General features: G+C 34.0%; 11 protein-coding genes. All 11 read left to right on the forward strand.

What is annotated here, in order from left to right; translation table 11 throughout:
- Positions 1 to 102 precede the first annotated feature (102 nt).
- The 11 genes from CVU84_11260 to CVU84_11310 all read left to right on the forward strand — a co-directional run bounded on the left by CVU84_11260 (position 103) and on the right by CVU84_11310 (position 13,071).
- Entirely contained in the window at positions 103 to 1,731 is a 1,629-nt protein-coding gene (locus CVU84_11260; GenBank protein PKM94040.1) for a hypothetical protein, read from the forward strand.
- Between the two features lie 140 nt (positions 1,732 to 1,871).
- Positions 1,872 to 2,072 carry a cold-shock protein gene (locus CVU84_11265; GenBank protein PKM94041.1) on the forward strand — a complete coding sequence of 67 codons (201 nt, stop codon included), beginning with the start codon at positions 1,872 to 1,874 and terminating at the stop codon, positions 2,070 to 2,072.
- Between the two features lie 249 nt (positions 2,073 to 2,321).
- On the forward strand, positions 2,322 to 3,824 hold the full coding sequence (locus CVU84_11270; protein ID PKM94042.1) for a hypothetical protein: 1,503 nt from the start codon (positions 2,322 to 2,324) through the stop codon (positions 3,822 to 3,824).
- Positions 3,824 to 4,531 carry a 1-acyl-sn-glycerol-3-phosphate acyltransferase gene (locus CVU84_11275; protein ID PKM94043.1) on the forward strand — a complete coding sequence of 236 codons (708 nt, stop codon included), beginning with the start codon at positions 3,824 to 3,826 and terminating at the stop codon, positions 4,529 to 4,531. Before CVU84_11270 ends, CVU84_11275 begins: the two co-directional genes overlap by 1 nt.
- A gap of 170 nt (positions 4,532 to 4,701) precedes the next feature.
- A complete protein-coding gene (locus tag CVU84_11280) occupies positions 4,702 to 6,108 on the forward strand; it encodes an aspartate ammonia-lyase (GenBank protein ID PKM94044.1) in 1,407 nt (468 codons plus the stop codon).
- Positions 6,109 to 6,112: 4 nt separating this feature from the next.
- Positions 6,113 to 7,345, forward strand: a complete 1,233-nt coding sequence (hydF, locus tag CVU84_11285; protein PKM94045.1) for a [FeFe] hydrogenase H-cluster maturation GTPase HydF — start codon at positions 6,113 to 6,115, stop codon at positions 7,343 to 7,345.
- 10 nt (positions 7,346 to 7,355) lie between these two features.
- A complete protein-coding gene (locus CVU84_11290) occupies positions 7,356 to 7,607 on the forward strand; it encodes a CopG family transcriptional regulator (GenBank protein PKM94046.1) in 252 nt (83 codons plus the stop codon).
- 38 nt (positions 7,608 to 7,645) lie between these two features.
- Positions 7,646 to 9,022 (forward strand): [FeFe] hydrogenase H-cluster radical SAM maturase HydG, encoded by a 1,377-nt coding sequence (locus CVU84_11295; protein PKM94047.1) that lies wholly within the window; start codon positions 7,646 to 7,648, stop codon positions 9,020 to 9,022.
- A gap of 260 nt (positions 9,023 to 9,282) precedes the next feature.
- Positions 9,283 to 10,119 (forward strand): RNA-binding protein, encoded by an 837-nt coding sequence (locus tag CVU84_11300; GenBank protein ID PKM94048.1) that lies wholly within the window; start codon positions 9,283 to 9,285, stop codon positions 10,117 to 10,119.
- Positions 10,120 to 10,335: 216 nt separating this feature from the next.
- Complete coding sequence (locus CVU84_11305) at positions 10,336 to 11,205, forward strand: hypothetical protein (GenBank protein PKM94049.1); 870 nt, start codon at positions 10,336 to 10,338, stop codon at positions 11,203 to 11,205.
- Between the two features lie 96 nt (positions 11,206 to 11,301).
- Entirely contained in the window at positions 11,302 to 13,071 is a 1,770-nt protein-coding gene (locus CVU84_11310; protein PKM94050.1) for an ABC transporter ATP-binding protein, read from the forward strand.
- Positions 13,072 to 13,084 lie beyond the last annotated feature (13 nt).

Genomic DNA, 13,084 nt, shown 5'->3' on the forward strand with positions numbered 1-13,084 from the left:
TAAAACGATTAAATGTAAAATAATGGAAGGAAATGAAATAGATTGGTTGATATTTCCGAGTAAAAATGTTACGATTAGTCAAAATAGCGAGAGGAGAATGCTATGGAATCCATTGGATATGAAAAATCAGGAAAAATCACTCTAGTTGGATTTGTAATTTTTTCTTTGATAGTAATTTGGCTCGTTAATGTTTATTTTATTGGGGAAAGAGACTATCTACAAAGAGAAACGGATATGCAAATGAGTAAGGAAATATTACTGGATTCACAAAAAACTGATCAGGTTTTAATCAATATGCATCAAAATTTATTGGTTCAAAAAGAATGGCTTAAAAAAATCATTCGCTCCAAATCAAATAATGAGAACTACTTTTTATCTCAAACCGTATATTTAGAAGATAAAGATGTTACAATTATAAATGAAGCTCAGATAACAGATGCTACTGAAGTCGGTAATGTTATCATTTATGGAAAGCAATCGGAATATAATGCTCAACTTATGAACGAATTGAACCAATTAGACGATTATTTTAAGTTAGAAAAGGTGCTTTATAGTAATATAGATTTTCCGATGAATAGCATTTATTATTCTAAAAACAAATATGTTACATATTATCCTTATGTTGAAATAGGGAAAAGAGATGTTGATTATAACCAGATTTTTTCTAATGTTGATGGGCTAATAGAAAAAATACAGAAGCTGGACTTGGAGGATGAAAACTTTGATCCAGAAGAAGGCTGGGATAGAGCTTCTATTGATGATAGTACATCGAAGAAATTAACGTTATCAACTGCTATGCCGGTAGTAGTAGATGGAGAAATCAGTGGTATCCTTACTGGAACAATTGATGGGGCAGTTTTGCATGAAATATTTAAGAAAGATAAAAGTGCTGCTGACATTTATGTAACTGATGCAAGCAATTCAATTATATTCACTAGTAACAAAGATTATGAAGTTCTAACGAATATTTCTGACGTATTTTTGCAACAATATAAAGTTAAATATTTTCAAAATAAATTTCCTACGCCAATAGAAATTAGACGAGAAAAGGAGTATACACTCTACATTACGAAACTCAGTAAAGAGAATTGGTATGTGATTTATGTAGTTGATAAGAAAAATGTAATGGCAGGAACTAGAATAGTATTATTGAATTTAATGATGATCATTATGGTTATTGGAATTGTTTATTACTCTTTGCGCTATTCAAACTTAAAAAAAGACAAATTGGAATCTATTATAAAAAATTCGAAACATGATAGTATGACTGAATTATTAAATCATAAAAATATTATGGAAGCTTTGAAGAAATTCGTTAAATATCGTCGCATTAGGCAATTGGCTGTTATGATGCTTGACCTTGATGATTTTAAAAAAGTAAATGATACGTTTGGACATGCAATTGGTGATGATGTGATTCGGACATGTGCTACTACAATAAAAAGTATACTTGATAATAAAAATGCTCTATGTGGACGTTATGGTGGTGAAGAGTTTATGATTATTGCATCTCGAATCTCTGAACAAGATGCTGTTGAACTTGCAGAGCGCATTCGAGTTAGTATTAATGAAGCTATTTATGAGAAGATGGGAATCAACGTTACGATAAGTATTGGTGTATATCATATTGTAAAACCAATTGATTTATCAACAATTGAGCTTGTAAATAAAGCTGATAAGAACTTATATATTGCAAAGAATGCGGGAAAAAACCAAGTTCAAAATGGATAAAAGAAAATGCTATTAAATTTAAGTAGTACCATGGAAATAATTTTTATTTGTTTTTTTAATAATTTAAATTGACTATGAGCATAATAAATGTTATCATAAGATGATACTAATTATTTTAAATATGTTTGGAGGATTTTTTAATGAAGACAGGTACAGTAAAATGGTTTAAGAATGATAAGGGTTTTGGATTTATCTCAGTTGAAGGTGGAGAAGACGTATTCGTACATTTCTCAGCTATTCAAGGTGACGGATTTAAAACATTAGAAGAAGGTCAAAAAGTTGAATTCGAAGTTGGTCAAGGCGCTAAAGGACCACAAGCTATTAACGTAACAAGAATATAGTTATATTTAGCTGATTGTGATGTAAACTTCCTTTTGAAGGATACTACATTTGTTATTATAGAAGAGTTTAGCTGATCTTTGAGTGATAATGCATAATCGAAACAAACAGAAGCAAGAGTTAACCCTCTTGCTTTTTTGATGTTCTAATATTAGTTGAAATCTATATAAAAGCTATGTGGTATAGGAAATCTATCAAGATGCTAACGATTTTCCTTTTTTTTAGAATTGTAGATTCATATTAAAAATGTTATGCTAAATATAAGTATTTATGGAGGTGAAATGATGTATTCTGAAAATTATATTGCTAAAAAAATGAGCTTTTTACAAAAGCTCGGATATAGCATGGGAAATTATAGCTATGGGATCGTATCTCAAATGATCGGATTTTACATCGTTTTTTATGGTACCTCAATACTCGGGATATCTGGAACAATGGTTGGTATAGCTGTTGGCATTAGTGTTATTTGGGATGCGGTAACGGACCCGGTACTGGGTTATCTATCGGACAATACGCATCATAAAATATTTGGAAGACGTCATTTGTATATTTTAATAGGTGGTATATTTATGGCTCTTTTTACATATCTACTATTTAACATTCAACCAGAGTGGAGTTATGGTATTAAGTTATTTCTTCTAATTGTTTTGTTGTTATTGGCCAAAACCTTTATCACTATTTATACAACACCATATACAGCATTAGGTGCGGAGCTGTCTATGGATTATACGGAAAGGACATCGATTCAAGGCCTGAGGACGATGTTTTTCCTAACAGGTATTATAAGTGCAGTAGGAATGGGATTGGCTTTGTTCTTCAACCCTACAGAGCGTTACCCAAATGGACAATTCAATCCAGAAGCGTATCACAATATGGGCATTGCTGTTGCTGTGCTCGCTTTATTTTTTGGTTTGGTGTGTTTTTTTTCAACTTTCAAGAAAATAAGCGATTTGACCGGAACAATCCAACCTGCTAATCATACAAAAGGATTATTGAAAATATTACTGAGTATGAGAGCGGCCCTAGAAAATACATACTATAAAAATGTTGTACTAGCTTATTTATTTACGAATATAGCAGCTGGTATATTTAACTTTTTAGGACTTCACGTTTATACATATACGTTTAGATTTAATAATACGCAAATAGCCATTATTTTTGTGGTACAATATCTAATCTGTATAGGATCTCAACCCGTATGGATGATTATTTCGAAAAAAATGGATAAAAAGCCAGCAGCCATACTTGGCCTAAGTATCTGTATTGTCGGAAGTGTATTGTTTGCAATTTTAGTTTTAATGAAGAGTTATGTAGCAGGAAACATCTATGCAATACTTCCGTTTGCAATCATTACTGGATTTGGTATTGCAGGATTATTTTCATTGCCTTTATCTATGATAGCAGATACAATAGATGTAGAGGAGTTAAATGATGGTAAACGATCTGAAGGTGTATATTATGGATTACTTACTTTAGCCTATAAGCTTTCACAAGGTTTCGTCATTTTTCTACTTGGATTTATTTTGGACATTCTTGAATTTATCCCTGATTCACATATACAGCCAAGTAGCACAGAAACAGTATTAGGGATGACGGCAGCTATTGGAAGCATCGTTGGATTTTTACTAGGGTTATATTTTTACAATAAGTATGATTTGAATAAAAAAAGGGTCTTAGAAATTCAAACGATTATTAAAAAAAGAAGAATAGAGATAGCACAAACTGAAACAGAATTTATACGGGAGGAAGCTTAATGAGAACAGTTTTTTTTATGATTTATCTTGGATTATACATGGTGGTTAGTTTGATTTTTTCGATTAAATACAAGTATTTAGGAGCTAAAGGGAAAAAGGAAGAGCAAGACAAGTACTTAGAAAAGCTAACGATAAGATGGGGAAAAGATATGGTAAAAAGTATGGGATGTGATGTTGAGATCATTGGTCTTGATAACATACCAGAAGAAAATGTGCTATTTGTATCAAATCATGGAGGTAATATTGATATTCCACTGTGTTTAGGATACCTACCAAAACTAAAAGGATTTGTTGCTAAGATTGAGTTGAAAAAAGCACCAATCATTAGTACATGGATGACAAGATTGGGTTGTCTATTTCTTGATCGTTCAAGTATTAGACAGTCAATGGATATGATTTTACAAGGCATTGAAATGCTAAAGAATGGAAAAACCTTACTAGTTTTCCCAGAAGGTACAAGAAGTAAATGTAATCAAGTAGGTGAATTTAAGAAAGGAAGCCTACAACTTGCTGTAAAGAGTGGGGTACCTGTCGTGCCGATCACAATCGAAAATTCCTATAAGACTTTTGAAGAAAAAAACAGGATATGTCCAGCCAATATTAAAATTACAGTTCACAAACCAATATATATGGATTCGCTTTTACCGGAAGAAAAGAAAAATCTTGCGGAAATTGTTAGGGGAATCATAATAGCACCGCTCCAATAAAGCAAAAAGTTATTGATATTTTTTTGACAATGATTTATAATTGAATAAATGAATAGTATTCTGAACTCAAGGGGATGCCTGAGAGCAGGAAGAGACGATGATAATATAATTGATGACTCTTTATGCCCATTTAGCATAAAGAGTTTTTTGATTTCTTATGAGGTGAAAAAATGAGGATTGAAAAAGATCAGCTAGGACAAATGAAACTTCCAAAAGAAGCTCATTATGGAATACATACAGCTAGAGCCTTAGACAATTTTGCAATTAGTGGCAAAAGTGTTAGAGCCAGCTTATTACTAGCAATTATAGAGGTTAAAAAAGCAGCTGCAATGGCGAATATGAAGGTTGGGTTACTTGAAGAACGATTAGGAAATGCTATTGTGGATGTTTGTAATGAATTTATTGACAAAGACATTGAGAGTCCCTTATGGAAAGACTTATTTACAGATGCGTTTCAAGGCGGTGCGGGTACTTCGACAAATATGAATGTAAATGAAGTATTGGCAAACGCAGCTATAGAAAGGCTCGAGGGACAGCTAGGAGATTATTCAATCATTCACCCAATTAATCACGTAAATCTTTCTCAATCCACCAATGATGTCTATCCCACCGCGCTTAGAATAGCCGCTGTTAGACAAACAAGAATGCTAAGTGAAGTCTTATCAAAACTACAAGAAAGCTTGCAGGAGAAGGAGAATACCTTTAGTAGTGTTATTAAACTTGGAAGAACGCAACTAATGGATGCACTTCCGATTACAGTTGGTCAAGAATTTGGAGCTTGGGCTAGGGCAATATCACGAGATCGATGGAGAATTTATAAAGTAGAAGAAAGATTAAGAGAAACAAATATGGGAGGCACAGCAGTAGGAACAGGACTCAATGCTCCATTAGAATATATCTACACAGTAACTGATTTAATTCAAAGAAACACGGGGTTAGGTTTATGTAGAAGTGATTATCTAATGGACTCAACTCAAAACATGGATGTGTTTGTTGAAGTATCGGGTCTGTTAAAAGCATTGGCAGTGAACTTGATCAAAATTGCCAGTGATTTAAGGCTCCTAGGTTCTGGCCCAGCTGGTGGATTAGGGGAAATAAAGCTTCCTCAGTTACAAGCAGGCTCTTCGATCATGCCTGGTAAGGTGAATCCAGTTATGTGTGAAATGATTACTCAAGTTGGACTAAGAGTAATTGGAAATGACAGCTGTATTACGGGGGCGGCCATGATGGGGCAATTAGAGCTAAATGCTTTTTCACCTTTGGTAGCTGAGGCACTATTAGATTCCTTTGAGCTTTTGTACAATGGGGTTACATTATTTAGGGAAAAATGCATTGAAGGAATTGAAGTAGATACAAAAAGATGTATGGAAAATCTAGAATATTCATCAGCATTAGCTACAGCGCTTATTCATCATATAGGATATGACAGGGGTTGTGAAATAGCTAAGAAAGCCCAATTAGAAAAAAAGACGGTAAGGCAAGTAGCGTTAGAAGAAGGCATCATGGATGAAGAAACCCTTGACAAAATACTAAACGTATATCAAGTTACAGCACCTGGAATCCCTGGGAAGGAGTAAGAATATGAGCTTAAACAATACACCAAGATCAAATAGAATTCACATAGCTTTTTTTGGAAGAAGGAATGCAGGAAAATCAAGTATTATCAATGCTGTGACGGGACAAGATTTGGCTCTTGTTTCTGAAGTGCTTGGAACAACAACGGATCCAGTATATAAATCTATGGAACTTTTGCCTCTTGGTCCGGTCGTTATGATTGATACAGCGGGACTAGATGATGAAGGACAGCTGGGAGAACTAAGAGTAGCCAAAACGAGAGAGGTTATGAAGAAAACGGATATAGCCATTATTGTAATAGATAGTACAAGAACGGAAATGGATTTAGAACTTGAATGGATACAGGAGCTGAAGGAAAAGAAAATTCCGATTGTAGGAGCTTTAAATAAAATAGATTTGCTTGAAGATGTAAATAAAGTTGCAGATACGTTAGCAGATGAATTGAAAATACCCCTTATTCAAGTTTCAGCAATAACGAAAAAGGGTATTCATAAATTAAAAGAAAAAATGGCGTTACTAGTACCAGAAGAGCAAGATAAGTTTTGCATTGTTGGTGACTTAATAAGACCAGGTGATTTGGTGATCCTAGTTACTCCGATTGATAAGGCTGCTCCTAAAGGTAGACTTATTCTTCCTCAACAGCAGACGATAAGAGATATTTTAGAAAGTGATGCAATTGCTATTGTGACCAAGGAGCATGAGCTTCGAGATACCTTTGATAAACTAAATCAAAAGCCCAAATTGGTAATCACTGATTCACAAGCTTTCTTAAAGGTTGCTGCTGATACACCACCAGACGTAATGATGACATCCTTTTCAATCCTTTTTGCTAGATATAAGGGTGATCTTGAACAAATGGTCGCAGGTGTTAAGGCAATAGAGAAATTACAGGATGGCGACAAAATATTAATATGTGAAGCGTGTACCCATCACAAGCAATCAGATGACATTGGGACTGTAAAGATTCCTAGATGGATTAGGCAAAAGACGGGTAAGAATATTCAATTCGATCATTTATCTGGAAATGATTTTGATGAAAACCTTGAAGGGTATCAGCTGATTATTCATTGTGGTGGTTGTATGCTCAATGCACAAGCAATGAAAGGTAGAATGAGTGAGGCTAAAAAATTGAATGTGAATATAACCAATTATGGTGTTGTTATAGCATATGTTCACGGCATATTAGATAGGGCATTAGAGCCATTTCCGATGGCGAAGCTAACTTATAATCGTTCATAGGGAGGAACTAATGGAAACAAGAATTGGTGTTATAGGTATTGTAGTTGAAAAGCTTGAAGAAACCGCACAGATTAATGAAGTTTTACATCAGTATGCAGATATTATTGTAGGAAGAATGGGTATGCCCTACAAGCAAAAAGGAATTAGCGTTATATCGTTAATTATAGATGGAAGTACAGATGAAATAGGTAGTTTAACGGGTAAGCTTGGTAATATTGAAGGTGTTAATGTGAAAAGTGCTTTATCAAAAAAAACATATTAAACAATAATGAAGTTTTGAGATCCTTAGGAGGAATACATATGGAAAATTTTATCGATAATAAAAAGATATTTGGTTTGCTCGATGAAGCAAAGAATGTTCATTCAGAGGAGATAAACAATATTATTGCAAAAGCTGAAAAGTGTGAAGGCTTATCAGCCCTTGAAACGGCAGTGCTATTGAATGTTGAAGATGATGAAACTTTGGCTAAGATGTATAAAGCTGCAGGAACGATTAAGGAAAAAATATATGGCAATAGAATCGTTATGTTTGCCCCTTTATATGTTTCAAATTATTGCATCAATGGTTGTACCTATTGTGGGTATAAATGTAGCAATCAATTTAGTAGACGAAAGCTTACAGATGAGGAAATAAGTAATGAGGTTAAAAAAATACAAGACATGGGACATAAGAGAATCGTTTTAGAAGCAGGGGAAGATGATGAAAATTGTTCTATTGATTATATATTAAATTCCATGAAGGTCATTTATGAAACAAAGACAGATAAGGGTAGTATTAGAAGAATAAATGTTAATATTGCAGGAACATCAGTTGAAAATTATGAAAAACTGAAAGAAGCAGGGATTGGAACCTATACCTTATTTCAAGAAACCTATCACTTGGAAACCTATAATAAATTTCATTTGTATGGACCTAAATCAGATTTTACATACCACCTAACTACTATGGATCGTGCAATGAAAGGTGGAATTGATGATGTAGGTATTGGTGCGCTTTTTGGTTTGTATGATTATAAATTCGAAGTTATGGGAATGATGATGCATAAAGAACATCTTGAAGAGGTTTTCGGGGTTGGTCCTCATACAATGTCAGTACCAAGACTTAGAAAAGCGGATGACGTTGATCAACATGATTTTCCATATCTTGTTTCGGATAGAGATTTTAAAAAGATTGTTGCAATTATTAGATTAGCAGTTCCGTATACAGGCATTATTCTATCTACAAGAGAAGAACCTGCTTTTAGAGAAGAAGTTATTGAGGTTGGTGTATCACAAATAAGTGCTGGATCTAAAACAGATGTTGGTGGTTATAATGATGAGGATATTATGGGCGAACAATTTGAATTGGCAGATCATCGACCATCTTCAGAGATTATTAAAAGCTTATGTGAACAAGGATATTTACCAAGCTTTTGTACTGCCTGTTATAGATCTGGAAGAACTGGAGATCGATTTATGCAGGTTGCAAAAACTGGTCAAATTCACAACCTTTGCTTACCAAATGCACTTATGACCTTTAAAGAATACTTAGAAGACTATTCAAATGAAGAAATGAAGAAGCTTGGGGAAGAAGTAATTGCTAAGCATATTGATGATATCGAAAGCGAAAAGGTAAAAACCTTAACGAAGGAACGACTTAAGAACATTGAAGAAGGCAAGAGAGATTTGTTTTTATAGAATATTAGGTCTAGCACATGATGAATGGCTAGACTTTTTTTATTTTATCATGTAAAATGATTTCAAGGATATAAGAGGTAATTACTGTAAAAGTATCCTGTGATTGAACATAAGAATTTAACCGAGTGCAAGCTAAGATTGTATTCGGTTACGAAACCGTAGCGAATGCGGAGATTTTGTAACATTGACAACTTATTGAGAAATTTGAAGAGTAAAATAACAAATTTTGAATGAAGATAAAAGAAGAACAAGGAGAAATTATGATTGAATTAGGAAAAGTACAAAAGTTAGAAGTTATGAAGTTAGCTACAGTGGGTGCTTATTTAAATACAAAAAACAATACAGTACAAGACAATATATTATTACCTAAAAAGCAAGTTCCAGTGGATGTTGCAATTGGTGATGAAATTGAGGTTTTTGTTTATAGAGATTCAAGTGATAGAATTATTTCAACGATTAATAGGCCTAAAATATTAATGGGAGAAATTAAAAAACTTAAAGTAGTTGAAGTATCAGATATTGGTGCATTTTTAAATTGGGGTCTTGAAAAAGACTTATTTATACCATTTAAAGAACAAACACAAAAGCTCCAAAAAGGGTATGAATGTCTAGTTGGCCTATATATAGACAAAAGTGATAGAATATGTGCAACCATGAATGTTTACGATATGCTAAGTACCGAATCTCCATACAAGGTAGATGATAGAGTTAGAGGTATCATTTTTAGTATCAACAAGGACATGGGCGCATTTGTTGCAATAGATAAAAAATATCAAGGATTAATCCCATTAAATGAATTATACAGCGATCATAAATATGGTGATGAAATAGAAGCTAGAGTAACAAAGGTAAGGGAAGATGGAAAGATAGATTTAAGTCTAAGAGAAAAATCATATATGCAAATGGATAAAGATGCGGATATGATTTATGAAAGGTTGGTTAAGAGCGGAGGGTTTTTGCCTTTCGACGATAAAACACCACCTAGTAAAATTAAGTCAGAATTTAACATGAGCAAAAATGCCTTCAAAACTGCACTTGGACGACTACTTAAAGCAAGGAAGATTTGTTTTGTTAAAAATGGTATCCAAAAATTATGATGTAGAGTTGAGGATTCTACATTTAATTTTATCCGAATGGAATAGTTCACCCACTTCTCAAATAGGGGAACTATTCCAACATCGGTGGGGGTTCAAGCCCCACCAATGTGCAAGCAAAGCTTGCATTCGGTTACGAAACCGTAGCGAATGCGGAGGTTTTGTAACATTGACTTAACTAACAAACAATTATTACTTTGTAGAAGGGAGAAATGAAGTATGAAAAAGACTAAAATGATTGGTCTATTTATTGTTTTAGTAATGATGGTAGCATTGTTTTCGGGCATAACTTTTGCAGCAGGGGAAGAACCGGTAAAGGTAACCATTGATGGGAAGCAAATTCAATTTGCGGTACCACCAACCATAATCAATGGTAAAACCTTAGTTCCTTTTCGAACTATTTTTGAAGCACTTGGTGCTGAAGTTGATTGGGATAATGAGGAAAAGATTGCATATGGGGCAAAGGACGATACTCTCATAGCGCTACAAATTGGTAATAAAACAGCATATGTTCTGAAAACCAATGGAGACGCGTATGAACTTACCTTAGAGGCTGCGCCAGCAAATATTAAAAATCATACTATGGTTCCGGCCAGAGTTGTAGCAGAAACCTTAGGTGGAACTGTGAATTGGAATAATTTCACACGAACAGTAGAAATCTATACACCGGCTGGTTTAGCAGAAAAGATAAAACAAATTGGAGATCCAGAGGTAGTGAGTCAACTCTTAGGAAAATGGAGTTGTATAGAGAGTTATAGTGATCGTGTAGATTCTTTTGGTTTTTATGTCAGAGGTAGTCACAGCGCTACATTATTGACTTTAAACATGGACGGTACGTACTTGAATAACGTCGTTTGTTCAGGAGCAATTATTACTGGTCAGATTATTACTTCTGGTAATTTTAGTGTTCAAGGAGATAAAATCAAATTTTTTAATAAGAAGGTAACCTGGATTCCCGATCCAAGTCATAAGGGGCAAAAGGCAGGTTATAAAGATCAAGCAGAAGAAGATACAGAAGAAGCTTTTCATTTTAATGCGGATGGAAGATTGATATTAGATTTTTCGGGCTATGATCGTGTAAATAATTAAAATGAAAAAAACTTAAAACATTTATCATATTGCGGCTCAATAAGAGCCGATTTCTTTTGCATACGTTATTTGAAAAGCAAGCGCGGGAGGATAGAAATGAAGACTAGTAAAAAAAACAGGAAGCCTTGGCTATTAACGAAGTATTTTCTTAAATTCAAATGGCATTATTTCATAGGCTTTTTGGCAGTTGTTATTGTTGATTATATTCAACTACAAATTCCGTTGCTAACAGGTCAGATTTCTGACGGTCTTCAAGGTGGTAATTATAATAGCTCTATCCTTTTTGGAAAAATCGTATGGATTGTATTGATTGGTTTATCCATAGCAATTTTTCGATATATATGGAGATATTATCTTTTTGGAACTAGCAGGAAAATTGAAGGTGAGCTTAGAAATGATTTTTTCAATCACTTAGAAAAGCTTTCCTTGAAGTTTTATAATGAAAATAAGATAGGCGATCTAATGGCATATGCCACGAATGATATTGGCGCGATTAGAATGATGGTTGGTCCAGGGGTGTTAATGGGTTTGGATGTTGTACTATTAACTTCATTAGTGCTATATCAGATGATTACTAAAATAAGCATTGAATTGACCTTCGCAGCGATAATACCGCTACCCATTATTGCCATTGGAAGTCTTGTTTTTGGTAAACATATGAGAGCAAGGTTTAAAGAAAAGCAAGAAGCCTTTGCATTTATGTCGGATATTGTTCAAGAAAGTATTTCGGGTATACGTGTGATAAAAGCGTTTGTACAAGAAGGTAAAGAGATGATTGCCTTTAATCGAATTAACAAAAATAATTACGACAAAAATATCAGGGTTGTAAAGCTACATGCCATCATGTTTCCTTTAGCGATGATGATCTCTGGATTAAGCATTGCAGTGGTTTTAGGATATGGGGGTTACCTAGCTATTTTAGGTAAGATTTCGTTAGGTGAATTGGTTGCTTTTATTCAATATCTATTAATTCTTGTTTGGCCAATGATTGCTTTTGGTTGGTGTTTAAATATTATGTCTCAAGGCTCGGCTTCATTGAGTAGACTTGAAGAGCTTTTAGCTATCGCACCTGAAGTATTTGATGATAAAACAGTAAAAAGCATCGAAAAAATAAAAGGCAAAATTGAGTTTAGAAATTTAACCTTTCAATATCCAGGAGCCAAAACAGAAGAACTTAAAAATATTTCATTAACAGTGAATGAAGGAGAAACCTTAGGTATTATTGGTAGAACAGGCAGTGGAAAAACCACGATGATCAATTTGCTCCTAAGGCTGCATAATCCGCCGAGAGATTCGATTTTTATAGATGGAATTGATGTTATGGAAATTCCTTTGAAAGTATTAAGGGGTGCATTTGGGTATGTGCCACAAGATAATTTTTTGTTTTCAGATACGATTGGAAGGAATGTTGCATTTAGCTCTGAGCAGCTAAGTCAGCTTGAAATTGAAGAGGCTGCCAAGCATGCAAATGTTCATAAGGATATTATAGAATTTGTTAATGGATATGAGACGATTGTAGGTGAAAGAGGAGTAACCCTTTCTGGAGGGCAGAAGCAGAGACTTTCAATTGCAAGGGCTCTTATCAAAAAACCACCAATACTCATTTTAGATGACGCGGTATCAGCTGTTGATACAAATACCGAGGAAGAGATTATGAGTCACCTTAAATTGGATAGAGAAAATAAGACTACAATTATAATTGCACATAGAATCTCGACATTACAAAATGCAAACCATATTATAGTTGTTGACGAAGGTAGAATTATTGAACAAGGTACACATGAGGAGCTTGTTGAATTGAATGGTCTATATTATGATATGGTCCAGAAGCAACGTCTAGAAAAGGAATTATTAGATCAAGAGTAGAGGTGGTATTGTG

Source organism: Firmicutes bacterium HGW-Firmicutes-1 (genome assembly GCA_002841625.1).
GTDB lineage: Bacteria > Bacillota > Clostridia > Lachnospirales > Vallitaleaceae > HGW-1.